Consider the following 24353-nt stretch of genomic DNA (forward strand, 5'->3'; position numbering starts at 1 on the left):
GTGCAAGATATCATGCAAGATTGAAATAGAGGGAAATCTTACAAAGCAGCCCCTGCCCCACTTTGCCAAACGGCGCCGACCTCGGCGCGAATAATGCGGGCAATCTGGGCGCAATCCTCGATCGAGAACGTCAGCGGCAAGCGCATATCAATGATGCCCGCCAGAATACGGTCGCTTTTCGGCATCGGCTCGGACGCCGCATAGCGCCAGCTGTCATAGCGCGAGGTGAACCCCGCCGGTTCCGCGCCGCCGAACCATTTCAGCTCAACCCCGCGCTTTAGACAGCGCGTGATGACGTCCTGAACGGCATCCGGTTTCCAGTCGAGCAGAAGGAACTGGAACGAGGACGCGACGAAACGCTCGACCTCGGGGCGATCAATTAACCGCAAACCCGGTGTGCCCTTCAGACCGGTTTCAACCGCGTGATACAGCGCATTCCAGCGGTCACATTGGGTTGCCAGATCAGCAAGCTGCGGGCGCAGGATCGCTGCGCGCAGGTTGTCCATCCGCCCCGAGATATTGGGCGTCTCATACTTGATCTGCGCGAAGGTTTCAGGCGGCGGCGCGGCACGGTGGCGTTCAAACAGCATATAGCTGCCCGACATCATGATAGCCCGGGCCATTCCCTCGGCGTCGTCACTGATCAGAAGGCCACCCTCGCCGGAATTCATGTGCTTATAGGTCTGGGTAGAATAACAGCCAAACTTGCCCCAACGGCCCGACGGCACGCCGTTCCATTCGGCCCCCATCGTATGGGCGCAGTCCTCGATCACTGTCACCCCTGCCCCGTCACACAACGCCATCAACGCATCCATATCGCAGATATGACCCCGCATATGGGACAGCAGCAGCACGCTGGCTTGGTCAATTTTCGCGGCAAGTTCCTCAAGGTCGATCACCAGATCCTCGGTGACGCCGACAAAAACAGGCGCAGCACCCACGGCGGCAATTGCACCCGGGACGGGGGCCAAAGTGAACGCATTGGTCAGAACCTTGTCACCATGCCCGATACCGCAAGCCCGCAACGCCGTTGTCATCGCATAGCCACCCGACGCCACGGCAAGGCAGTACTTCGCCCCTGTGTAAGCCGCAAACTCTTCTTCTAGCAGAGCCGCTTCGGCAATTTCTCCGTCAACCGTGTTATATCGGTGCAACCGTCCATGCCCCATCACAGCCAAGGCTGCATCAATACCCGCCTGCGGGATGGGTTCCTGTTGGGTAAAACTACCGGTGAACTGTTCTGGAGTATTCTCTATCATGGGGCATGTGTGGGCGTGCGTGCGTGACGCGTCAATGGTGTTTACGCGCCGGCCAAAAGCCGCTCAACAACTGACGGAAGCTCAGCGAAGTCATCGATCAGTGCCTCTGGCTTCAGCGCGGCCATGTCCTCACCCGATGGTCCAAACGTCACAAGGATCGACGGAACCCCTGCGGCCAATGCCGTATTGCGGTCCGTATCGCTGTCACCAACCAAACAGGTCTTCATTGGATCCCCGCCCAAACGCCGCGCAGCTTCGAACAAATGCTCTGGATCAGGCTTGCGCACAGGCAGCGTGTCCGCCCCCACAAGGGACGCGAACGCATCGCGCACGCCCAACCGTTTCATCAGCTCTTCGGCCAGTCCTTCTGGTTTGTTCGTCGCAATGCCAACACCGTAACCCGCTGATTTCAAAGCCTCAACAGCGTCCATCGCGCCGTTATACATAACTGTGTGGGTGTCGATATCACGCGCATATGCCTCAAGCAAAACGGGGTATTGACGCATAATTTCATCCTCACCAAACCCGTCCACGCGGCTAAACCCCAGTGCGAGCATCGCCCGACCACCGCGCAACGCAGTTCCTGCGTCGGTCATCGGATCAAGCAAAGCGCCAAGGCCAAGCCCTTCAAAACAGACATTCGCAGCGGCGATGAGGTCACCAGATGTATCCGCAAGTGTTCCGTCCAAATCAAATATGACTGATCGCATGTTGTTTTCCCCTGTTTACCCTTCTGTAACGCAGCGACATGGGATGTGAAGCCCCCAGACTTGCGCAATTAGCATTCCTGCGTATGAAGGTGGAAAAACTACAACCTTGAGGCACCTATGACAGTCGCTCTTATTATTCTGGCCGCAGGAAAAGGCACACGGATGCAATCCGATCTGCCCAAAGTTCTGCATAAGATCGCCGGTGCACCGCTATTGGTGCACGCGATGAAGGCTGGTGCATCGTTAGAGCCTGAAAAAACTGTCATCGTTGCTGGCCACGGGGCCGAGTTAGTGGAAGCCTCTGCACGCGATTGGTCCAACGATGTTGATGTGGTTTTGCAGACAGAACAACTCGGGACGGCGCATGCCGTATTGCAAGCCGGTGATGCGCTTTCTGGTTTTGACGGCAACGCGATCGTTTTGTACGGCGACACGCCATTCATTCAGCCCGAAACGCTGGATGCAATGTTGGCGGCGCGCGCGGAACACGATGTTGTCGTTCTGGGCTTTGATGCCGCTGATCCGGGCCGCTACGGGCGCTTGGTTATGGACGGTGAGGCGTTGGATGCGATTGTTGAATTCAAAGACGCAACGGATGCTGAACGCGCCATAACGCTATGTAATTCTGGCGTTATTTGCGCCAAATCTGACGTCTTGTTTGATCTGATCGACGGCGTTTCAAACGAAAACGCATCCGGCGAATACTACCTGACAGACATTATCAGCATCGCCCGAACCAAAGGTCTGTCCGCCACCGTGGTACGTTGTGACGAAGCCGAAACCATGGGCATTAACTCACGCCCAGAACTGGCCGTCGCCGAGGTCGCATTTCAAACCCGCGCCCGTGCAGATGCGCTGGAAAACGGCGTGACCATGCACGCGCCCGATACCGTCTACTTCAGCCATGATACCTATATTGGAGCGGACACGGTGATTGAACCGAACGTAGTGTTCGCCGCTGGCGTGACCGTTGAAAACAACGCCACCATCCGCGCCTTTAGCCACCTTGAAGGCTGCCACGTGTCGCGTGAAAGCGTCGTTGGCCCCTACGCGCGTTTGCGCCCAGGTGCAGAGCTGTCAGAAGGCGTGAAGATTGGCAACTTCGTGGAAGTTAAAAACGCGACGATTGATGCGGGCGCGAAGATAAACCACCTCAGCTATATTGGTGACGCGCAGATTGGCGAAAAATCCAACATCGGCGCAGGCACAATCACCTGCAACTACGACGGCGTGTTCAAACATCGCACGACCATCGGCAAGAACGTGTTTGTTGGGTCCAACACCATGCTTGTCGCGCCGGTAACGCTGGGCGACGACAGCATGACGGCAACGGGAACCATCATCACCAAGGACGTTCCAGACGGCGATTTGGCCGTCGGCCGCGCCCGCCAAGAAAACAAAACAGGTTTTGCCCGTAAATTGTTCGAAAAGTTAAAGTTTAAGAAGGCAAAAGCCTCTAAGGAGTCCTGAAAATGTGTGGAATTGTAGGTGTCCTTGGACAGCATGAAGCGGCCCCGATCCTTGTTGAGGCGCTCAAACGACTCGAATATCGCGGCTATGACAGCGCAGGTATTGCAACGGTAAATGGTGGCGCACTTGATCGCCGCCGCGCCGTTGGCAAACTGGTTAACCTTCAGGATTTGCTGGTGCATGAACCGCTCGCCGGCAAATCCGGTATCGGCCACACACGTTGGGCGACCCACGGCCAGCCAAATGTAAACAACGCCCACCCGCACAAGACAGGCCACGTGGCCGTCGTTCACAACGGCATCATCGAAAACTTCCGCGAGTTGCGTGAAGAATTGGCCGAAAGGGGCATCGGGTACGAGACTGACACCGACACCGAAACGGTCGCCCTCCTGGCGCAAAGCTTTATGGATCAAGGGCTTAGCCCACGCGAAGCGGCGGAAAAAACCATCGCGCGCCTTGAAGGTGCCTATGCGCTGTGCTTCCTGTTTGACGGCGAAGAAGACCTGATGATCGCGGCGCGCAAGGGCTCCCCCCTTGCGATTGGCCACGGCGACGGTGAAATGTTCGTCGGTTCCGACGCGATTGCCCTCGCCCCAATGACCGACAAAGTCACCTATCTGGACGAAGGCGACTGGGCCGTTGTCACCCGTACATCCGTTGAAATCCGAGACGGCGAAGGCCGCATCGCCAACCGCGAAATGCGCGTTATCAACATAGATACCGCCTCCGTCGACAAAGGCGGCCACAAACACTTCATGTCCAAAGAGATCGCGGAGCAACCCTCGGTGTTGACCAACGCGCTCGGCTATTACCTCAAGAACGGGAAGATCGAACTTCCAGATCCCGGCCTTGATTTTGCTGCGATCGATCGCTTGACGATGGTCGCTTGTGGCACCGCGTATTATGCCTGCCTCGTAGCGAAATACTGGTTTGAACAAGTGGCTCGCCTGCCCGTCGAAATCGACGTCGCATCCGAATTCCGCTACCGCGAACCACCCATCACCAAAGGCACGGCAGCACTGTTCGTCAGCCAGTCCGGTGAGACCGCAGACACCCTAGCCGCACTTCGCTATTGCGAAGGCAAAGTCGACAAAATCATCTCTGTGGTGAACGTCCCTGAAAGTTCCATCGCCCGCGAAAGCGACCTGCCGCTGCCAATTTTGGCGGGCACAGAAATCGGCGTGGCATCGACAAAAGCATTCACATGCCAACTAACGGTCCTCGCGATCCTTGCAATCAAAGCCGCGCAGGACCGCGGACATATGGACGCGAAACAAGTGGCCGAAGCGCTCGAACAGGTGAAGTCGGTTCCGGGTATCATGAACCACGCATTGGCCCTTGGAGAACGCACAAGAGCGGTTTCCCGCAACCTAGCCGAGGCACGTGACATCCTGTTCTTGGGACGCGGCCCTATGTATGCCCTTGCCCACGAAGGCGCACTTAAACTGAAAGAAATCAGCTATATACACGCCGAAGCTTATGCATCAGGTGAATTAAAACACGGGCCCATCGCACTGGTAGATGAACATGTGCCCGTCATCGTCATGGCGCCGCGCGATGCACTATTCGACAAGACGATTTCCAACATGCAAGAAGTTATGGCCCGTGGCGGGAAGGTACTTTTGATCACAGACGAGCAAGGCGCCAAAGAAGCCGGCCCCGGCGTTTGGGACACGATCCTAATGCCAGAAGTCGACCCCTTCGTTGCCCCGATCGTCTATGCGATCCCGGCCCAGCTGCTTGCCTATCACACCGCTGTTGCCAAAGGCACAGACGTTGACCAACCACGCAACCTCGCCAAATCTGTGACCGTCGAATGATCCCGCTTGAGGACGCGATTGCGGCGCTGCAAATCCACGCAAACCCGCAAAAAGCGGCTGAGATGAAAGCCTACCACAAGGCTGACCGTCCCTATTTTGGCGTCGCGAACCCTGTGATCTACGAGGCGGTCAAAGAATGGCGCGCTGCGCTTTCGCTTGAAGATCGCACAACACTCGCGTCTGACCTTTGGGACAGCAATATCCATGAAGCCCGCGTCGCGGCGGCAAAACTATTGGTGCAAGCCCGCATCAATCCCGATGATGCCGTTTGGGATTTAATCCAGTCATGGGTTCCCCAGTTTGACGCTTGGGCGATTGCCGATCACGTCTGTGGCGCGGGTTCACGCCGCCTGCTCGCCGACCCCTCGCGCGTCGACATAGTTGAAACATGGGCAACCTCCGATCACCTTTGGACGAAACGCGCCGCGATGGTCATGACGTTGCCGTGGACGAAAATGAACAACCCCAAGCCGCAAGACCTAGAAATTCGTGAACGTGTTCTAGGTTGGGCGGCTGAGTACACGAATGATCCCGCTTGGTTCATCCAAAAATCCGTTTCGTGGTGGTTGCGTGAACTGGGCCGTCATGACGCGCCACGCGTTTGGGCGTTTCTCGATCTACACGGGGACAAGATGAAACCCTCCCTGCGCAAAGATGCCAGCCGAAATTTGCCACCGCGATAGCAAGCCACTTGCGATCTCATCCGGCTTCGATTCAAATGAATTGAACTGGAGACTTCCTTGTTAGACCTAACGCCTCAAATCAACATTCTGGCCGAGCGCATTCACGCCCTACGTGACGGGCCGTCACGTATTCTCGTCGCAATCGCGGGACCACCTGCCAGTGGGAAAACCACACTTGCCGAAGAACTCGCCCGACGGCTAAACGCCCAAAAATGCGAAACCGTTATCGTCCCGCAAGACGGTTTTCATTTGGACAATCAGATACTTGAATCGCGCGGAGACCTAAACCGGAAGGGTGCACCGCACACATTTGACGGTGCCGGCTTTGTACATTTGGTGCGTCGCTTGAAGGAACGGGTGGACGTCGCGGTACCCGTATTTGACCGTACCCGTGACACCGCAATTGCAGGCGCGCGCATCGTGCCAGCCAGTGCCGAGGTTGTTATCGTTGAAGGTAACTACTTGCTGTTTGATGACGCGCCTTGGTTCAACATCGCCCCCCTTTGGACGCTGTCTGTACGCCTCGACGTGCCGATGGACGACCTGCGCGCGCGCCTTATTCAGCGTTGGCTTGATCACGGTCTTAGTCAGACGGCCGCTACGCGACGTGCCACAATGAACGACCTCCCCAATGCGCAAGACGTGTTGGACAAGGCATTGCCGGCAATGCTGACGCTCACAGCGGATGGGCAAATCACCTAGCTGATAATCTCGAACTTCGCGACATCGACCATACCACGGTCTGTGATCTTTAGCATCGGGATTACTGGAAGCGCTAGGAACGCAAGCTGTAGGAAGGGTTCTTCAAGCGTCACCCCGAGGCTTTTCGCGGCCTCCCGCAGGTCTTCCAACGTTTCGCGCACTTGCTCAAACGGTTCCAAACTCATCAAGCCCGCGACAGGTAGCGACAACTCGGCAAGAATCTCGCCGTTTTGCGCGACGACAAAGCCCCCCTCTAGCTCGGTCATTCGATTGCTGGCCAGCGCCATGTCGTCGTAGTCGGCACCGACACAGGCGATATTATGGTGGTCATGACAGACCGTTGAGGCAATGGCCCCGCGGCGCAACCCAAACCCTTTAACAAAGCCCGTAGCAATATTTCCGTTAATACCATGGCGCTCAATCACCGCGATCTTGATGAGGTCGCGCGCAATATCAGGCGCCTTGTCGCCATTTTTGGGCTCGATCACCTCGTGCAAATGTTCGGTGATAATCTTTCCGGGAATAACGCCAATAACATCCGTTTCGCTGCGATTTGAAGTGGTTCGAAAATCCTGCGCTTGAACAATCGGCGCTTTCACGGACTTACGCCCGATCGTCGGAGTGATCTTACGGGCCTTAAACGCCGCTTCAGCGGCATGAACTCCGCCACAGAAAGTCAGCTTCGCATCGCAGTTTTCCAAGCTCCCTAGGGCGGCAATGTCAGCGCGTTGGCCCGGCGCAATCAGACCGCGATCCTTCAAGCCAAATGCCTCCGCTGCCGACAGGGACGCGGCACGGTATACCGCCACCGGCGAAACGCCGCGCGCAATCGCTGTTCGGATTAGGTAATCAAGATGACCATGTTCGCCGATATCAAGCGGGTTTCGATCATCCGTGCAAAGGCACATGTAGCTCGCAGTGCGTTCATCCAGCAGCGGTAAAAGCGCGTCTAGGTCTTTAGAAACTGATCCCTCGCGGATCAAAACCCGCAATCCCTTTTGCAGTTTTTCACGGGCTTCTACGACGCTCGTTGCCTCGTGCTCTGTTCGGATACCTGCAGCGATGTAGGCATTAAGGTCCCTACCCGAAAGCATTGGTGCGTGGCCATCAATATGGCCGCCATTGAACGCTTCAATTTTTGCCATGATCCCCGGGTCTTGGTGAATAACACCGGGATAGTTCATGACTTCAGCCAACCCGATAACCTGCGGATGGGGTCGCAACAGCTCGAGATCTTCGACCTCGATGCGGGCACCAGAGGTTTCCATGTTTGTCGACGGCACGCAGGAACTCAAGTTCACGCGAATATCCAGAACCGTCTCAAGTGCTGCATCAAGAAAATACTGAATACCTGCGACACCCAAAACATTAGCGATTTCATGCGGGTCGCAAATTGCTGTAGTGACGCCGAGCGGCGTGACGAGGCGGTCAAATTCAAACGGTGTTACAAGGCTGCTTTCGATATGGAGATGGGTATCGATAAACCCTGGCACCAACGTAAGTCCGCTGACATCAACAATCTCTTTGCCTTCGTAAGATGCTGACGTTCCGACAATCGTATCGCCACAAATCGCAATATCACCGTCCAACAATGCCCCAGTTATGACGTCAAAGACCTGTGCCCCACGCAGGACAACATCCGCAGGTGCATCACCGCGCCCCTGAGATATCTTGTGAGAAAGTTCGGCCATCGCGCCCTCCCGCCTTTTGAGCAACAGACAGCAGTTTTGGCACGGCGTCCAGATCGCGCAGTATTAGGGAGCGGCAGTTGGCGCCGTGCCATCTAGGAAAGCTTCGAACCCTTCCACATCAAGAGGGCGTGTAATTAGGTATCCCTGCACTTCTTCACACTCATGCTCAATCAGCCAATCGAGTTGCTCTTGCGTTTCGACCCCTTCAGAAACGACACGTGCGCCAATCTGCTGGCCAAGGGTTAGGATCAGCTGAACAATCGGGCCGGACTCGGGGAGCTGATCGACAAAGGATCGATCGATTTTCAGACAGGTCAAAGGAAAACGTGAGATATAGGAAAGGTTAGAATAACCGGTGCCGAAATCGTCAATCGCGATGCGGTACCCAATCTCAGTAATGACTCGCAACTTTTCTGCAATCAGCTCGTGATCGCCAATCAGAACAGTCTCCGTAATTTCCAATTCAATATGGCCGTGAGGGAAGTCTGGTTGCGACGCCAGTTCCTTCAATAGGTTCAAAAAACCAGGATCTGAGAACTGTCGCGGCGAAACATTCAGCGACAGATCCAAATCAAGCCCAGCGCGACGCCATTCAATCGCCTGAGCACATCCGATTTCGAGAACAATCCGCCCCAATTCATCAATCAGGCCAGTTTCTTCGCAGATAGAAATGAAAGCAGCCGGCATCACCAACCCACGCTCAGGATGGAGCCAACGCGCAAGTCCCTCCGCGCCCACAATCTTGCCCGTCTTGATATCAAGCCGCGGTTGGTAGTGAAGGACGAACTCCTTCTCCATCACGGCTTTCTTTAGCGCAACTTCGGTTTGGTCACGTTCTAGTGCGGCTGCACCCATTTCCGTATTGAAGAACGTGATACAATTTCGTCCAGCCTGTTTAGAAGCATACAGCGCGATGTCAGCTTCTCGGAGCACATCGGAAAACCGCGTCGCGTCATCGGTATATCCAGCGACACCGACACTGATGGTCGTATCGATACGGGTTTTGTCGTGCATAATTGGGGCGGCAATAGCGTTGCGCAATCGTTCGATACGTCGCTCCAACGCAGCCTTGGAGGTTTGCCCTTCAATCACTGCCACAAATTCATCGCCACCCAACCGCGCAACCAAGTCCTGCGTTCTTAGCGAAGCCCGCGTACGCATTGCTATTTGTTTAAGAACTGTGTCGCCTGCTTCGTGCCCGTATCTGTCATTGACGAGCTTGAAACGATCAACATCAAAGAAGATGACCGAACTTCCCTTCGCGGCACCACTTTCTTCGAGACGCGCCAAATAGGCTTGAAGGTAAGACCGATTGTGTAAGTTCGTCAGTTGATCACGATTGGCTAAGTGGCGGGCCGTGTCACGCGCCTCTTTCAACTCGCTTACATCGATCGCCGTAAACAAAATCGCCGGCTGCCCAGTCACAGCGTCCGAACAGCTTTTGACGGACAGATCAAACCAGCGGTTACCATGCACCGTTTGAAGCCGCGTTACCAATCGGTGCTCGCCAACTTCTTCAACAAGCGAAATGACCCTTTCAAAGTCAGTCGGGTCGTCAAAAAGGCTGCTAAAACTTTCGATCGGTGCAAGAAAGCTATTTCGAGCCGCCGGATTCAAATAGAGTGGAGGGCCCTCCATGCTGAACATCGTGATCATCACATCGGTATGCAAAAGCGCCTCAGCGCTGCGTAAGTTCTCAGGCTGATTCTCTACATCACCAATAGCCTCGCACTGCATCGCCATACGGCCATCTGAGAGACGATAGCCACGGTACACAACCATAACACTTTGGGGTTTTCCATTTGGATAGATTGTCCAAAGTTCAGTGAACGACGCGTCTGACTGTGAAAAATCATTTTGGTACTGCTTCAGTCGCTTTGCGACTGTCGGGGTCATGTCTGACGCCAAATCCCGGGTGTAAAGTTGATCTGGGGAATTGGCTTTCCACAAACTAAGCGCTGCTGGGTTCGCATATACAATCCGCGAATAATCGATGTCGAAAACCCAAACAGCGACGTCCAGACGGTCCAGTACCGCATCTGCGTTTACATCGGAAACAGAGCGCGCTGCAAGCGTTGGCTCTTGTTGCATGATCGACATGATTTTCATCGGTTCGCGTCAGGTCCTTTTGTCATATCTCGTGAGTTAGCCCATTACGCAGCCCGCAAAGTATGACTGCTGAGTTCATCAAGTGAACAAAAGTTTTCCGTCTTGGATACGTCTTCGATCCAACGCGCAATGTTTGGGGTTTCTACGATATCCAAGCCAGCTTCTTGCAAGACGTGGACATAGCCGAACACCGCAATGTCTGCGACGCTATAGCCCTGTTCTAGAATAAACCGTCGCTTTGCCAGATGGTCGTCTAACTGCGCCAAGCCCGGTCGTGCGCCCTCCTGCCAGGCAATGATTTCGTCATGATGAGCGTCACGTTCTTGCGGAACAATGAAGGAGAAAAACCGTGCGGGCGCGATAAAGGGTTCAAGTTTGGTCTGCTCGAAAAACATCCATTGCAACGCTTCGGCACGTGCTTGCGCCGTTTGCGGCATCAGGTGCGTACCTTCGGCAAGGTACCACAAAATTGCGTTGCTCTCTCCGATGCCTTCACCATCAGCTGTGACTAAGAACGGAACTACGCCTTTGGGATTCACCGCGAGATACGACGCACTCTTTTGTTCTCCATTCAAGACGTCCACCAACTTCAAACTTATGTCCTTACCCAATTGGTTGATAGCCAACCAAGGCTTCATGCAATTCCCAGATCCAGCACACGCATATAATTCAGTCATCAGATTTCGCCTTTCTTTGAGCGCCCCTGATGTCTTCATAAGCCTTGCTGCTTAACAGCCGCCTAACCGCGGCTACATAGTTTTCCCTCACTCCTAAGCCAAACCTTCCCCTTAAAACTGGACTAGCGCCAACATATGCGCAACTATAAGTTTAATCGTATACTAACACTTCGTTAACCATAGTAGTAAATGAATCGTTTAAAATAAGCTGCCAAAATGGAAATATCAATGTATGATGCAAATCAAGAACAGACATCCACGCCTTTTTTCTCACAACCTATAGCCGAGCGAATCTGGAACGCCAAATACCGTTACAATACTGCGGGTGAGGTTTTAGATAACTCTGTGCAGGACACTTGGGAACGTGTGGCTCGTGGCCTCGCATCTATTGAAGCACCTTCTGATCAACCCGCAACACGCGCGGCCTTCGTTAATGCTATGCAAAACTTCAAGGTTCTTCCGGGTGGGCGGATTTTGTCCGGCTGTGGCACCAATCGCAATGTAACGCTCTCAAATACATTTGTGATGCGGACCATTCCAGACAGTGTTGACGGCATTATGGATACGCTGAAAGACGCAGCCCTTACTATGCAGATGGGTGGCGGAATTGGGTTTGATTTCTCGACAATCCGCCCAACAGGAACCCATGTTCGCGGGCTTGACTGTCTTGCGGCTGGGCCCCTGGCTGCCATGGATATTTTCGACGTCACCTGCAAGATGATCGTGAAAGGAATGGGGCGCGGCGCGATGATGGCGACGATGCGCTGTGACCACCCCGACATTGAAGCCTTTATTGTCGCAAAGTCCGACCGTTCACGCCTTCGCAATTTTAACCTTTCAGTCATGGTGACGGATGCGTTTATGGATGCCGTCGCAGAGGACACCACATGGAATTTGGTTTGGGATGGGACCGTGATGCGCCGCCTTCGTGCGCGCGACCTTTGGAACAACATCATGAAACAGACATATGCCGCGGCAGAACCCGGTGTGCTGTTTATCGACCGGATCAACGCCCAGAATCCGTTGCGCTATCTCGAGACGATATCAGCGACCAATTCATGTGCCGAACAACCACTCCCCCCCTATGGCACCTGCCCGCTTGCGTCTGTGAACCTAGCCCAACTGGTTCTGTCCCCATTCACACCTGATGCACGGCTTGACGTGGCACAGCTTCGCAATCTGGTTCGGGTGGCTGTTCGCATGCTCGACAACACGCTCGATGTCTCGCGTTACGCGCTTGATGCGCAATGGGAACAAGCCCAAAACCAACGACGGATCGGCGTCGGCGTGACAGGCGTTGCCGATGCGATCGCAATGCTTGGCGCACGCTATGGCTCATCTAAGTCAGTGTTCTTGTTGGGAAGTTGGATGCAAACCATCCAGAACGCCGCCTATCAAGCGTCAGCCCTTCTCGCCAAAGAACGCGGTGTTTTCCCAAGTTATAATGCCGATGCACATTTGGCAGGCCCCAGCATTCAAAACCTCGACCCCGATGTACGTGAATTGGTCCGCAAACACGGGTTGAGGAACGGAACCCTCACCACCATTGCTCCGACAGGTACGACTTCGATGTTTGCTGGTAACGTTTCCTCAGGCATCGAGCCGATCTTCTCGACGTCGTTCAGCCGTGTTGTAACGAATCCAGGTGGCAGCAAATCCAGCGAGAGGGTCATGGACTATGCGGCATGGCAATTCAGTCAAATGCACGGCGCGGATACGCCTCTGCCGGATAATTTTGTCACCGCCGCCGACTTGTCTCCGCAAGACCATGTTGCAATGCAGGCCGCCGCGCAAAAATGGGTCGACAGTGGGATATCAAAAACCGTGAACTGCCCCGAAAACATTGCGTTTGACGAGTTCAAGACCATCTACCACGAGGCCTATGACGCGGGATGCAAAGGGTGTACGACTTACAGACCCAATAATGTAACAGGATCTGTGTTGTCTGTATGAGCAAACTCGCTGCCCTTTGGCGTATTTTAATCGGCGAATCTAGCAGTGCGCCTTGGGCCGCCACCCATCGCCATCGCAAAGGCGGGCTTTATCGCGTGATTGGCCCTGCCATCCTTGAGGCGGACCGCTCATCCGTAGTGATATACGATGATGCGGAGGGCACTGTTTGGGTGCGATCAAAAGCTGAATTTTACGATGGCCGATTCACGCCCTTATAGGGCGGCGTAAAACGCATCTTAGTATTCCCATCACGTGGACAACTCGGCATCGGACAAATCAGACACAACTGATACAGCATTCTGGGCTGGTAACGTCGTAAATTCAGCAAATCCGCCATCGCGCTCGGAGCCATAATAACCCAAAAGCAGAGGTGTCTGGCACACGGAAGCAGAAGTTCCACCAGTTTCTGACAAAAGGATATGGCCTTGAGAAGCTCAGAGAGCAGCGCCAAGAGGTTCTTACTATGCATAAGTTGTCCGACGACATTAACGACTTCAAGCGGCTGTACGAGAAGCGATTTGGCCCGCTGGATGACCAATACTCAATGTGGCCTGACTTCTTTACCCACTAACGCGATTTGAGTTACTTCTTAGCGCTGCCCTTACCTATCGCAACACCAGCGGTAAACGTGAAGGCAGTGCCAAGTATCTTGATCGCGTCGGGTATCCACGAACGCTCAACGATCAAACCAACGGTAAAGACGCATAATAGCAAGAATCCCAACATGAACGACAAAAGCAATGATGCCGCGTGCGGCTTGTCATCAGTTCCGTAGGAGAACCATTTTAGGTTTATTCTGAAAACCTGATTAGGCGCACCATCAGGAATGTAAGTTGGTCCTGTCTGACTGTCAGGGTCAGGGGTGTCAGGTGTTTCCAGTGGGGGAAACACCTCAAGCTGCACGGGCTTATCCTGCGGCGATAGCATGTTGGGTCTCAATTTTCTGCTTAAACACGCGTTGGATAATTGGGTTAGGAATAAGAGGTTTTGACGACAAGTCTCCGTATTGTTCGCGAACTATAGCCCACGGCTCGCCTGCCGCATGTGTTGCGTTAGATAGCTGAACGCCCGAAAAGCTCTTGTGGATGTCCCAGACCGAACGCAGGTAAGTCATAATATCTTGGTCAGGCGCGTCAGGCTCCCTAACAGATACCTTCATGCCGGAGCTGACCAATTCGGTCGCTCTAAGACCCGAAATCGGCCCGCGACCTGCGGCCATAAACGTTCCATACAGTGAGGGGACAACAGGACCCCAAGGCCACGCATGAACGTCCTCCTCAAACAGATTTTGGTCCCTCTGAGCAAGCCACCACGCATGAGCATAGTAGACCAGCTTATACAGCTTCATTTGGTCAATCCGAGGAAAGTCCCCATGATCTTCTGCCTGTATATCAAGGAATGCATTTGCCACAGCAGCGGCAGTCGTTGGTGCGGTTGCGTTTGTCATGAATACCCTCCTGACTTGCGTTAGCATAACACAGAACAACATGGGAACAAAATATTTGGCTTTCAAGCCTCACACTTGGCTAGTTAAGTATATAGGCCCCATTTGATGTGCTGCAAAACAGTTTACTCCGCCCCACCTCAGAGCCGCCCCAATAGTGCTGCTAGCCACATCACCCCGCCTGCCGCAGGTCGTTGGCGGTAAATTCCGGAACGTCGTAAATGAAATATCCGGCGCAACACCGACAATCGCCGTGCTTTGCTGAATGTTTCCAAACACTGACGGTTTTGCGGAGTCATCCGGTCAGAAATTGGCCGCAAACAAACGAGATTTCGATCAGTCCACCCAGCCCAAACACCCGCTAGAATAAGCCTAAGCCGATGCAGCCTTGCGCGCCAACAATCGTTTGCACCAAGCACGTTATTGCTATGCTGACGATACAAAAGAACGGGTTGATCATCGCAGATCACTTGCCCGCCAACGCTCGTGATAAGCTGGTAAAGCCACCAGTCATGAATGACTGGCGTTGGAATATCTGCGATGACAGAAGCGATCAGCTTTGTGGCAGCACCATTCAAAACAATCGTGTTTCCGCTGGCTATGTTTTGCACCAACGCATTTGCAAAACTCGGGCCTCGACGACGCAAAGGGGAAAGGCGCAAGCGGCCGAGCCGATGGTCTGCAATCAATGTGCGGGCGCAATAAAGGGCCGGCACATCAGCAGGAACTTCATTCAGTTTCTCAACCGCCCGCGCCAGTTTATGCGGCAGCCAAACATCATCCTGATCGGCAAGCGCCCAGATTTCCCCAGCCGGAGCAGCAGCCATCAGCGTCATGAAATTTGCTGCGACGCCTCGCATTGGCCCATCCATTACAGTGGGTGGTTTTGAGCAGGTCATCAGCATTTCGCGGCTTTGATCTTCGCTAGCATCAGGCGCGTCGATCCCGGCCCAAAGCCGCCAGTTGGAATAGGTCTGGGTAGAAAAACTCGCCATCTGTTGGGCGAGGTAGTTTTCGCCCTGATGAACCGCCATCAGTATATGAACGCAGGCTGCATCGCTTCCGGCAGTTCCAACAAGGGTTCCCGTGTCGGTGTTGAGGTCGTCGGGACGCAACATCATATCGCATCCTCCAGTACATCTTGAAGGATGACTTCAAAAGCAGCGGCTTGAGCGTCAAAATCCACCACGGAATGTTGCGGACGAAAGTTCGGATGCCGATCTAGCGCGGCGATCATCGCTTCTTTAAGCACGTCAGGCGAAGCGCCAATCGGAATAAGATCAGCCACGTGGGCCGAGCCGTGTTCCGCACTCCCTCCGCTATCCGTTTGGATCAGGGAAACACCACGCGCCATGGCCTCGCGTACGGCAAGGCCGAACGTTTCCTTCCATTGAGACATAAACAAGAGCACGTCGAGTTCGGCATAAAACCCATCCATTTCTGATTGCTCAAACCGTGGATAAACTTCCCAGTCGCCCGGTAAGTCGGCAAACGTTTCACCGGTCCACCAATCCGCTTCAGCGGAACCATCCACCAACAGAACGCGAAAGTCACTGCGCCCAATGGATTTGAACGCCGCGCGAATAAGTGGCCACCCCTTGATCTGCGAAGGTCCACCAACAAACCCGAACGTCAGCCGCGTATCCCGCTTACGTCGGGAGGTTTGTTTGGCAGCAAAATCAGGAGCAGGCAGGCGCACCCCATTTCCCCAGACAACACCTCGATCAGATGCGAAACCGGATGAAACATACAGATCGTGTGCGAATTTGCTTGGGTAAGTCACGCGATCAGGTATGCGCGATATGTCTTGCAAATAGGTAAACCGTTTTTGTGCTGCGTCGTAATTGGAAACACATCCACGACAGCCGTCAATTCGGATCGGGTTTTGTCCACAATACGTTTGGCTCGGCTTGATCATAAACTGGCGCTCACAAAGCCACCAGAAATCATGCACGCTTAAGATACTTGGAATGCCGCGGTCTTTCGCAGCCTCAAGTACGCCACCACCCATATCCTGAACGCAGTGAACATGAACAACATCCGGCTGCAAATCATCCATCAGCTCGCCAATCAAAGCGGTCACTCGCGGGTTGTCGTAAAGCTCCGAATAGCTGCGCTTTGATGGGACGTTGATGACGAAATTCTGGATTCCATCCTTTTCAGATTTTAGCACCGTGTAATCGGCAAGCCCGCTATGGCAACACAGTGAAACGGCCGTGATCTTATACTCGTATGCGGCCGCTTTACGCGCCAACAAAGCCTTGGCAACTTCCTCAGCAACGACAGTCGCGCCACCATAGGTGAAAGGCGCAAAAAACACATTGGCCAATAGGATATGACAACTGGTCAACGCAACACCCAGTCCAGTATTTCCGGATCAATAATATGAGGGTCAGCTATGCCAGACCAATGGGTTTCCAACTGACGGCGTGCCTCTCGCCCGATGCAACGGGTCGTATCGCGAGCGCCTTCAAACCGCCCTAACGCTGTGTGCCACTCAGATTGGTTGTTTGCGACAAACCCGGTTTTTCCCTGCACAATCAGGTTCGGTAAATCCCCTACGGGAGCAACAATCGAAGGCACGCCTACGGACGCTGCATCAATCACTCGGACCGCACTCTTGCAGCGGTTAAACGTATCGTCGCAAAGCGGCATCACCGTGCAATTCACACCGGCCAGTTCATGTAAATAGTTTTCATAGGTGGTGAACGGGACGATGTCCGCCCTTGAACGCAACACATCTGGCAAACGGTTGAGGTCAAAGTGCCCTAGCAACACCAAGCGATGCGCGTTTCCTTCGAAAAACCGCTCTAAAGGTTCAAATATGCTCGCAAGGTCCGCCTCATGGCCCTGTGACCCACTGGCAAAACCTACCCGAAAAACACCGTCGTCTTTATTGCGTGCTTTCATAGCTGCGGCGCCCATCATGAGGGTCGCATCATCAGCAAAGTTTCGTCGCACATGGACCGGGCGCTCCGTAAACAAGCGGCAGTGTTGTGCCAGTTGTGGCGTCGAAACAGACACCATGTCCGCGCCATTCATCATAGCGAGGTATCTAGGTGCTTCGGCCACGAAATGGGTTTTCATCGCAGGATCAAGTACACCCATATTGCCGTATGTTTCGTAGGCGGAGATTGAAAACAGCGGGTCATCGATATCGTACATAATCGGCAACCGAAGACGGCGTGCCTCATAGCGGATCATTTCTGTCACAGGAGAGGATTGGAGCCGATATTCGATCATATGTGTCGCGCGCGTCAAAAGACGCGTAACGCGCGGCAGGTCTTGGAAATGCGCAAACTCACACGCGACACCTTGGCCTGCCCAAAACTCAGCCAATTGCTCAACCCGGTACTTGCGGCACTGAGGTAGGTTTAAATCCCCGATGATTGCGATGAACCGACGACTATCTTTGTCGGGTGGCGTTGGATGGAATGCTTCGCCCTTCGCCAACTGCTGCCAGATGCTTTGCAAATAGTGTTCCGGCGCAACGGTAGCGCCGTCTGCATTCAGCGCGCTTTGCCCCTCGCCACGCCAGAGCATCGCGATAAAAACGCGCGCCTTACGCAATGCAATTGCGAGCCCCTCTTGGCGGACGGCCAAATAAAAGCGTTGCATCAGCGTTGGCCGGAGTATCTGAGTGAGAAAGCGGGTCATATGTCTACATTCGCAAATGCCGCAAAAGTATTAACATTTGATTTACTGTCAGCCAGTAGCGGGGCGTTTCAGGGTCTCTTCATGGTGCGCCAAGGCGGCATCAATATCGTCGTAACAGTGCAAAACCCCGCCCTCCAACACCGCCCCCATATCGCAAATGCGACGCACCATCGGTGGGGAATGACTGACGACAATCGCACCCGACGTTTCGCGCCGCTTATCAAACATCCGAATGCTTTTTTGCCGAAACGCGCCATCACCCACAGACGTCACCTCATCCACAAGGTATGTGTCGAACGGGATCGCCATCGACACACCAAACGAAAGCCGCGAACGCATGCCCGCAGAATATGTCCGAAACGGCATATCGAAATGCTCACCAAGTTCAGCGAAATCCTGCACGAATTGCACGAGTTCATCCGTGTCCGCACCATACAGACGCGCGACAAATCGGGCGTTCTGGCGCCCCGTTAGATCTCCGTGAAACGAACCCGAGAACCCCACTGGATAAGACACCGATCCCGTGGAAAGCACCTGGCCGAAATCCGGCCTGATCGTTCCCGCTATCAGCTTAAGAAGCGTACTTTTCCCCACGCCATTACGCCCTAGCAACGCAACGCTTACGCCCGTTGGAAAAACCGCTGTTAGGTTTTCAACAATCACTTTGCGCCCGGTTCGGGTCGCGAAACTTTTGGATAGTCGATCAAGCTGGATCATGGCGTCTCAGCTTCGGTCGCGTAAACTGTAGTAAACAAGGCAGAAAACACACCACGTCAAACTGCAGAACAGAGCAATCAATAACAACATCTTCAACCGTTCTGGGTACTGTGCCTTTTGCGCCAAGGTTGGTTGCACATGGGCCGCCAAATACCGGCTCTGGCGCCGCGCTTCGGCTTGGGCCCCGTCGAAAGACGCGAGCGCCGTTGTATAGGCGACTTCTGCAAACTCACGGTCGACGATCAGGCCTTCGTATTCGCCAACCAAATCCGCAAACACAACGCCCCCCTCGCCTTCATTTCCAAGGCCAAGCTTCTGGCGTTCCGCGTCGATCCGGTTTTGGATCACCTCAACGCGGCGGTTCGCTTGCGTGATGCGCGGGTCGCCGTCACTCGTAGTGTCACGCAGCAAATCCCCCTCAACCAAAGCGTCGGCAAGTTGCTGTTGCAACGTCACAAGCACGCCCATCTGGTTCTGAGTATCGATCGTCGGATCGACAATTTGGGTGCGGTTGCGAAACAACGTCAACGCCTGACGCGCCGTGCGTAGTCGCGCCAAAGAGGTCTCCAGATCTTCGCGCGCATATCCAACCGCATCTTCACGCGCGAGGGTCGACAGATTGTTAATCATTGCAGTGCTTTCGGCCAAAACTGCCACGGCAATTGTGCGTGCATCCTCGGGCTCAAAGGCCAGAAACCGCATCTCTATCAGTTGCGTGCCGCTGTCATAAATGATGTCGACTTTGCGCTCCCAATGGCGATGTAAGTCTTCGATGGTACCGCTTGGATCATAGGCGAAAACGGGGTCCTGATCGACTGAAACCTTACTCCAAATCCTTGTCAAATTCACACGGTCGTTCACTTTCGCCACCAGTTCCTGACTGTTCAGGTAGACGTATAAAACATCGGTGTCAGACGAGCTCGATCCAGATAGGTCAGTGATACCGCCCAGCAACTCAATCGGAGAACTCTGTTCTTCTGAGCGGACAGAGAAGGCAATGCGTGACGCATACTGATCCGCCGCCATTCCCCAAAGGTAGTAGGCACTAATTGCCACAGGAACGAAGACGAGCCAGATCAACGAAAGCAGCAAGAACACATGCCTGCGCTTACGCCGTGCAGGACCGACGGTGGGCGGAACACGTGGTAGCGCAACGGCTGGATTGACGGCTTCTTTCGAGGGGGCGTCTTGGCTGGTGTCTGGCATTAACACTTCTTCAATCAATGATTGTTCATACTTGTGACCAAAGCGTTAACCAAAAGTTGTTAACAAAGATTAAACTTGAGGAGACAAGCCCAAATGGGTTTTGCCATACGCCCCGCGACAGCGCTAAACCGACCCACAAAGCTGCGGCGACTACATGCGCCTTTTGCAACACCGCGCGCTATAGTCGCCCTCATCTTGCGAGAAATATCAACAACTTATGGAAGATCACCGGGGGGCTACCTGTGGGCGATCCTTGAACCTGCAGCGGGGATTGCACTGCTAACGGTAATCTTCTCAATCGGGTTTCGCGCGCCCCCCCTTGGCGTAGATTTCGCGTTCTTTTATGCCACGGGATTGTTGGCGTTTCTTATGTATTCGGACATCTCCGCGAAACTGGGCCAAACAATCCAATTCAGCCGCGCCTTGTTAGAATACCCGCGCGTGACATTTATTGACGCGTTGGTTGCGCGGCTGGCGTTGAACGCCCTCACCCAATTGATCGTACATTGTATCGTGATGGGGTTCATTCTTTGGTTTAGTTCGCCTGACACAGCGATTGATTTTCCAAAATTATTAACCGCCTACGGGATGATCATCGTGTTGAGCGCTGGTGTAGGCACGTTGAACAGTTTCTTGACCCTATCCTTCCCGATTTGGGCGACAGCATGGGCGGTCCTGAACCGTCCATTGTTTTTGGCGTCATGCCTTTTCTTCTTGTTCGAGGTCGTCCCCCAGCCTTACCGCGATATCCTGTGGTACAACCCGCTGGTGCACATCGTGGGAATGATGCGAGACGGATATTACCCCTATTACCAACCAACATACGTCTCGGTTGCTTACCCGATCGCCTTAGGCCTCGGCTTGCTGGTAATTGGTTTGTTTCTACTCAACCGCTACCACCGCGACATCCTACAGCGCTGACCCAGCCAAAAATTAACACCCCTTTTACCGTTTATTAACCTCCCTTCGCGCAAATGAGGTGCCGTTAACCTTTTTGCGTCGCGATTGCGCGCACTTGGCTCTTAGAAAGTAACCAAAATGATCCCACGCGTTAATTTACCCCTCGCGAAAGCGGATGACAGTTCTGCAATTATTGTAAATGGATCCGTCTATGCAGCGGTGACTGAAGTGCAGGCACAATCTCGTGTTGAGGTCTCAGTTGGTGCGATTTCCGCGCCACTCAACCCGAGCAGTAATAACCCATTAACCACCTATGCGATGGATGCAGATATTCCTTTGGAAGTCGATCAATTGGCAGCCGCCATTTCGTCTGACCCGAAAGAAAAAGAACCTGGTGAAATTTACACAGTCTGGGTGAACCACCTAACGGATTGGGTGCTGTCTGGAACGCAAACCGTTCAATTCATGATGACAAATCGTGACGAACCTAGTCGCATCGAGATCGAGCGCACGATCAATATCGAAACCGCGACAACCGGAATGGTGTTTGAAGCATGGCTCGCGCAACACCGTGGTCGTGGCAACCTTTTGGTTCATTTCACATGCTCAAAAACGCAACGCACGACCTCTCATTCCATTGCCTTTGATCCGGCCTTTAAAGGCGGTATTGCACGGGAGAACTACCAACACGTTCGCATTCCTCTTCCTGAAGATTTTCAGGCAGGGCAGGTTTGGCTTGCCGTTGAGTACTTGGGGTACGTGCCAAACGGCCATGATGTTGAACCGTTTTTCTTCTTAGCCGACACCCGCGTGAGCGTTCCGAGTGTTCCTTCGACCTCACTGGTTGATCCGATCCGCATCGGCAAGCCCAGCGAAGAACGCACCAAGGTTTGGATGGAAGGCGACATTCCGAGCCACCTGATGAATGGCGACGAAATCCGTCTTTCAGTCGGCGGAAACGAACAGATATTGCTGAACATCACGCCCCCCATTTTGACACTAAAAGAAGACTATGGCCACACGTTGGTCATTGAATCAGATCAAGCGGTCGAACTGTTGCTCGTCATTGACGGCACCCCTGTTGAGCAGGTCAACTTTGGCGCAAGCCACAACGTTGTGCGCCTTCCATCTAAATTCTTAACAGGCACAACTCGCCACCTCTGTTTCAAGGATCGGTCGGGCTCGATCACGTATTGGCAAACGCAGCACCTCGCCCCCGCGATCATTACGCCGGCAGACGTTATGCAACGCGAAGCCGCCGCCCCCTTTCCTTCCACTGTATTCGCCCAAACACCGCGCCGCTTCGCGAGCCTGAAAGCCCATATGGAAACTGCGGATCCGTCCGTAGATATGGCGCAGATTGCCTACGCGATGTCGGTGCTTGAAGGCGGTCATGACAATGTCAAACTCAAACCACTGAAATTCACGCGACCTGACGCGCCGAAGGTTACGGTCGTGATCCCCGCGCATAACAAAGTCGAGGTCACATACCTTGCGCTGTGTTCGCTGTTGGTAGCCCACAACCATGCCACGTTTGAAGTGATCGTCGTCGATGATGCGTCAACGGATGCCACCCGCCATCTTGAAGACATCGTCAGCGGCATCACGGTTTTGCACAACGACACCGCCCAGCGCTTTATCCGGTCATGCAATCGTGGCGCGGAAGAGGCTAAGGGCGATTTCATCGCAATTCTGAACAATGACGTTGAGGTCACATCCGGCTGGCTGGATGAACTCCTTAACGCGTTTGATCGGTTCGACAATGTCGGTTTGGCGGGATCCAAGTTGCTCTATCCTGATGGCGCATTACAGGACGCGGGCGGTATCGTTTGGGGCACAGGCAACCCGTGGAACTATGGTAATCGCCAAAACCCCGAAGACCCGCGTTTCAGCTATGCCCGCCAAGCGGATTACCTGTGTGGCGCCGCAATGATGGTGCCCGCAGATCTGTGGCGCGCGCTGGATGGATTTTCCTCCTACATGGAACCGATGTATTTTGAGGACACGGACTTCGCTTTTAAGGTGCGCGAGGCAGGCTACAGCACTTGGTTCGTCCCTTCCTCGGTTGTTTATCATTTTGAGGGCATGACATCTGGCACGGATGTAACGACAGGGTTCAAGAAGTACCAAGAAGTGAACCGCCCTAAATTCAAACGTCGTTGGGCCAAAGACTTTGCCAAGTTCGGCAAAGAAGGCAATATGCCTGACCTTGAAAAAGATCGCGGTATTGTTGGGCGCGTGTTGTTCATCGATTATTCAACACCCCGTCCGGATCAAGACGCTGGATCCTACGCCGCAATACAGGAAATCCGTTTGGTGCAGTCCCTTGGCTATAAGGTCAGCTTTTTGCCGTCCAATATGGCGCACCTTGGAAGCTACACCGAAGAGCTGCAAAAGATGGGTGTTGAGGTGATCTATGCGCCCTTTTATCTCAGCCAATCGGAATACCTCGCGCAGCACGCCGTTGAATTCGACGCGTTCTACATCACCCGCTATTACGTCGCACGCGATGTATTAAGCCAGCTGCGTAAACTCGCCCCTGAAGCGCGGATTCTTTTCAACAACGCGGACCTTCACTTCCTTCGTGAGCTGCGTGCCGCACAGTCTGAAAACGATCCAGCCTTGCTCGACAAAGCGCGTCAAACCCGCACGGATGAGATGGATATTATCAACAATGTCGACGTCGTACTGTCCTATAATGACGTCGAACATTCCGTCATTCAGGCCTATTCAGATGGGGCTGCGAAGGTCGTAAAATGCCCGTGGGTTGTTGACCTGCCGGAAACCTGTGCGCCCCTTAAGGATCGGCGCGGCATGTCATTCCTTGGCAGCTTTCGTCACCATCCGAACGGTGAAGGCGTATCGTGGTTTGTCCGTGATATCTTGCCCGCCGTTACAAACGCAACCAACGCCCCGATAGATCTGTCAATCTACGGCGCCGCAATAAATGATGACATCAAAGCGTTGGCCTGCGACATCGTTCACCCCGTGGGCTTCGTCGAAAACATCAGCGTCGCCTACGACAATCACCGCATTTTCGTTGCCCCCTTGCGATCGGGTGCTGGAATTAAGGGCAAGGTATTAAGTGCCCTGGCCCACGGTATTCCCTGCGTCCTTTCCCCGACCGCTGCCGAAGGGATCGGCCTTCGCAATGGCTATGACTGTTTCATCGTGAACACCACGTCAGAATGGGCCAGCGCGATCGCTCGATTGAACGAAGACGATGACCTTTGGCACACAATGTCATTCAACGCTCAAGCCTATATGCGCGAAGCGTTTTCATTCGCCCGAGGCCGCGCCCAGATGCGGGCCGCTTTTGAAGCCGCTGACCTCTACAACACCGTCGACTAGATTG

General features: G+C 53.9%; 20 protein-coding genes. 8 read left to right on the forward strand and 12 right to left on the reverse strand.

What is annotated here, in order from left to right; genetic code table 11:
- Positions 1-38: 38 nt before the first annotated feature.
- Positions 39-1259, reverse strand: coding sequence for a DegT/DnrJ/EryC1/StrS family aminotransferase (locus tag OCA8868_RS03860; RefSeq protein WP_093995190.1), 1221 nt, complete (start codon positions 1257-1259; stop codon positions 39-41).
- Between the two features lie 41 nt (positions 1260-1300).
- The gene (locus tag OCA8868_RS03865; protein ID WP_093995191.1) at positions 1301-1969 is read right to left on the reverse strand and encodes an HAD-IA family hydrolase; all 669 of its coding nucleotides are present in this window, start codon (positions 1967-1969) and stop codon (positions 1301-1303) included.
- A 117-nt stretch (positions 1970-2086) separates the two neighbouring features.
- Here OCA8868_RS03865 and glmU point away from each other — a divergent pair, with 117 nt between their 5' ends.
- The 4 genes from glmU to OCA8868_RS03885 are packed head-to-tail and all read left to right on the forward strand — an operon-like array spanning position 2087 to position 6644.
- Positions 2087-3439, forward strand: coding sequence for a bifunctional UDP-N-acetylglucosamine diphosphorylase/glucosamine-1-phosphate N-acetyltransferase GlmU (gene glmU / locus OCA8868_RS03870; RefSeq protein ID WP_093995192.1), 1353 nt, complete (start codon positions 2087-2089; stop codon positions 3437-3439).
- 2 nt (positions 3440-3441) lie between these two features.
- Complete coding sequence (gene glmS, locus OCA8868_RS03875; protein ID WP_093995193.1) at positions 3442-5259, forward strand: glutamine--fructose-6-phosphate transaminase (isomerizing); 1818 nt, start codon at positions 3442-3444, stop codon at positions 5257-5259.
- Positions 5256-5942 carry a DNA alkylation repair protein gene (locus OCA8868_RS03880; protein ID WP_093995194.1) on the forward strand — a complete coding sequence of 229 codons (687 nt, stop codon included), beginning with the start codon at positions 5256-5258 and terminating at the stop codon, positions 5940-5942. Before glmS ends, OCA8868_RS03880 begins: the two co-directional genes overlap by 4 nt.
- Before the next feature lie 57 nt (positions 5943-5999).
- Positions 6000-6644, forward strand: coding sequence for a nucleoside/nucleotide kinase family protein (locus OCA8868_RS03885; RefSeq protein ID WP_093995195.1), 645 nt, complete (start codon positions 6000-6002; stop codon positions 6642-6644).
- On the opposite strand, the gene ade is transcribed toward OCA8868_RS03885, so the two are convergent.
- The 3 genes from ade to OCA8868_RS03900 form a co-directional block, all read right to left on the reverse strand.
- Positions 6641-8335 (reverse strand): adenine deaminase, encoded by a 1695-nt coding sequence (gene ade / locus OCA8868_RS03890; protein WP_093995196.1) that lies wholly within the window; start codon positions 8333-8335, stop codon positions 6641-6643. The two genes, OCA8868_RS03885 and ade, sit on opposite strands and share 4 nt — an antisense overlap.
- Positions 8336-8398: 63 nt before the next feature.
- Positions 8399-10444 (reverse strand): putative bifunctional diguanylate cyclase/phosphodiesterase, encoded by a 2046-nt coding sequence (locus OCA8868_RS03895; RefSeq protein WP_245848017.1) that lies wholly within the window; start codon positions 10442-10444, stop codon positions 8399-8401.
- Positions 10445-10488: 44 nt separating this feature from the next.
- Positions 10489-11121 (reverse strand): glutathione S-transferase family protein, encoded by a 633-nt coding sequence (locus OCA8868_RS03900; protein ID WP_179214761.1) that lies wholly within the window; start codon positions 11119-11121, stop codon positions 10489-10491.
- 228 nt (positions 11122-11349) lie between these two features.
- On the opposite strand from OCA8868_RS03900, the gene OCA8868_RS03905 reads away from it, so the two are divergent.
- On the forward strand, positions 11350-13074 hold the full coding sequence (locus OCA8868_RS03905) for an adenosylcobalamin-dependent ribonucleoside-diphosphate reductase (protein ID WP_093995198.1): 1725 nt from the start codon (positions 11350-11352) through the stop codon (positions 13072-13074).
- On the forward strand, positions 13071-13292 hold the full coding sequence (locus tag OCA8868_RS03910; protein WP_093995199.1) for a DUF1653 domain-containing protein: 222 nt from the start codon (positions 13071-13073) through the stop codon (positions 13290-13292). The genes OCA8868_RS03905 and OCA8868_RS03910 overlap by 4 nt, the downstream gene beginning before the upstream one ends.
- Before the next feature lie 364 nt (positions 13293-13656).
- Here OCA8868_RS03910 and OCA8868_RS03920 read toward each other — a convergent pair whose 3' ends face one another.
- From OCA8868_RS03920 to OCA8868_RS03950, 7 genes are all read right to left on the reverse strand, one after another.
- Positions 13657-14001: a hypothetical protein gene (locus tag OCA8868_RS03920; RefSeq protein WP_093995201.1), complete on the reverse strand. Its 345-nt coding sequence runs from the start codon at positions 13999-14001 to the stop codon at positions 13657-13659.
- Positions 13982-14521: a Panacea domain-containing protein gene (locus OCA8868_RS03925; RefSeq protein WP_179214762.1), complete on the reverse strand. Its 540-nt coding sequence runs from the start codon at positions 14519-14521 to the stop codon at positions 13982-13984. Before OCA8868_RS03925 ends, OCA8868_RS03920 begins: the two co-directional genes overlap by 20 nt.
- Before the next feature lie 137 nt (positions 14522-14658).
- Entirely contained in the window at positions 14659-15639 is a 981-nt protein-coding gene (locus OCA8868_RS03930) for a glycosyltransferase (protein ID WP_093995203.1), read from the reverse strand.
- A complete protein-coding gene (locus OCA8868_RS03935) occupies positions 15636-16868 on the reverse strand; it encodes a glycosyltransferase (RefSeq protein WP_093995204.1) in 1233 nt (410 codons plus the stop codon). The genes OCA8868_RS03930 and OCA8868_RS03935 overlap by 4 nt, the downstream gene beginning before the upstream one ends.
- Positions 16865-18136, reverse strand: coding sequence for a glycosyltransferase family protein (locus tag OCA8868_RS03940; RefSeq protein WP_093995205.1), 1272 nt, complete (start codon positions 18134-18136; stop codon positions 16865-16867). The genes OCA8868_RS03935 and OCA8868_RS03940 overlap by 4 nt, the downstream gene beginning before the upstream one ends.
- Positions 18137-18223: 87 nt before the next feature.
- Positions 18224-18892, reverse strand: coding sequence for an ABC transporter ATP-binding protein (locus OCA8868_RS03945; protein WP_093995206.1), 669 nt, complete (start codon positions 18890-18892; stop codon positions 18224-18226).
- Positions 18893-18898: 6 nt separating this feature from the next.
- The gene (locus OCA8868_RS03950; RefSeq protein WP_245848019.1) at positions 18899-20098 is read right to left on the reverse strand and encodes a KpsE/RkpR family capsule polysaccharide export protein; all 1200 of its coding nucleotides are present in this window, start codon (positions 20096-20098) and stop codon (positions 18899-18901) included.
- 93 nt (positions 20099-20191) lie between these two features.
- On the opposite strand from OCA8868_RS03950, the gene OCA8868_RS03955 reads away from it, so the two are divergent.
- Entirely contained in the window at positions 20192-21019 is an 828-nt protein-coding gene (locus tag OCA8868_RS03955; RefSeq protein ID WP_093995207.1) for an ABC transporter permease, read from the forward strand.
- A 117-nt stretch (positions 21020-21136) separates the two neighbouring features.
- Positions 21137-24349: a glycosyltransferase gene (locus tag OCA8868_RS03960; RefSeq protein WP_093995208.1), complete on the forward strand. Its 3213-nt coding sequence runs from the start codon at positions 21137-21139 to the stop codon at positions 24347-24349.
- The last annotated feature ends 4 nt before the right edge of the window (positions 24350-24353 follow it).

Origin of the sequence: Octadecabacter ascidiaceicola, assembly GCF_900185015.1 — a bacterium.
GTDB classification, from domain to species: domain Bacteria; phylum Pseudomonadota; class Alphaproteobacteria; order Rhodobacterales; family Rhodobacteraceae; genus Octadecabacter; species Octadecabacter ascidiaceicola.

What these genes read in the sequence shown, in the direction of transcription:
- OCA8868_RS03860 (WP_093995190.1), bottom strand. Translation starts at nt 1,259, where the DNA reads ATGATAGAGAATACTCCAGAACAGTTCACCGGTAGTTTTACCCAACAG.
- OCA8868_RS03865 (WP_093995191.1), bottom strand. Translation starts at nt 1,969, where the DNA reads ATGCGATCAGTCATATTTGATTTGGACGGAACACTTGCGGATACATCT.
- glmU (WP_093995192.1), top strand. Translation starts at nt 2,087, where the DNA reads ATGACAGTCGCTCTTATTATTCTGGCCGCAGGAAAAGGCACACGGATG.
- glmS (WP_093995193.1), top strand. Translation starts at nt 3,442, where the DNA reads ATGTGTGGAATTGTAGGTGTCCTTGGACAGCATGAAGCGGCCCCGATC.
- OCA8868_RS03880 (WP_093995194.1), top strand. Translation starts at nt 5,256, where the DNA reads ATGATCCCGCTTGAGGACGCGATTGCGGCGCTGCAAATCCACGCAAAC.
- ade (WP_093995196.1), bottom strand. Translation starts at nt 8,335, where the DNA reads ATGGCCGAACTTTCTCACAAGATATCTCAGGGGCGCGGTGATGCACCT.
- OCA8868_RS03895 (WP_245848017.1), bottom strand. Translation starts at nt 10,444, where the DNA reads ATGAAAATCATGTCGATCATGCAACAAGAGCCAACGCTTGCAGCGCGC.
- OCA8868_RS03900 (WP_179214761.1), bottom strand. Translation starts at nt 11,121, where the DNA reads ATGACTGAATTATATGCGTGTGCTGGATCTGGGAATTGCATGAAGCCT.
- OCA8868_RS03905 (WP_093995198.1), top strand. Translation starts at nt 11,350, where the DNA reads ATGTATGATGCAAATCAAGAACAGACATCCACGCCTTTTTTCTCACAA.
- OCA8868_RS03910 (WP_093995199.1), top strand. Translation starts at nt 13,071, where the DNA reads ATGAGCAAACTCGCTGCCCTTTGGCGTATTTTAATCGGCGAATCTAGC.
- OCA8868_RS03920 (WP_093995201.1), bottom strand. Translation starts at nt 14,001, where the DNA reads ATGCTATCGCCGCAGGATAAGCCCGTGCAGCTTGAGGTGTTTCCCCCA.
- OCA8868_RS03925 (WP_179214762.1), bottom strand. Translation starts at nt 14,521, where the DNA reads ATGACAAACGCAACCGCACCAACGACTGCCGCTGCTGTGGCAAATGCA.
- OCA8868_RS03930 (WP_093995203.1), bottom strand. Translation starts at nt 15,639, where the DNA reads ATGATGTTGCGTCCCGACGACCTCAACACCGACACGGGAACCCTTGTT.
- OCA8868_RS03940 (WP_093995205.1), bottom strand. Translation starts at nt 18,136, where the DNA reads ATGCAACGCTTTTATTTGGCCGTCCGCCAAGAGGGGCTCGCAATTGCA.
- OCA8868_RS03945 (WP_093995206.1), bottom strand. Translation starts at nt 18,892, where the DNA reads ATGATCCAGCTTGATCGACTATCCAAAAGTTTCGCGACCCGAACCGGG.
- OCA8868_RS03950 (WP_245848019.1), bottom strand. Translation starts at nt 20,098, where the DNA reads ATGCCAGACACCAGCCAAGACGCCCCCTCGAAAGAAGCCGTCAATCCA.
- OCA8868_RS03955 (WP_093995207.1), top strand. Translation starts at nt 20,192, where the DNA reads ATGGGTTTTGCCATACGCCCCGCGACAGCGCTAAACCGACCCACAAAG.
- OCA8868_RS03960 (WP_093995208.1), top strand. Translation starts at nt 21,137, where the DNA reads ATGATCCCACGCGTTAATTTACCCCTCGCGAAAGCGGATGACAGTTCT.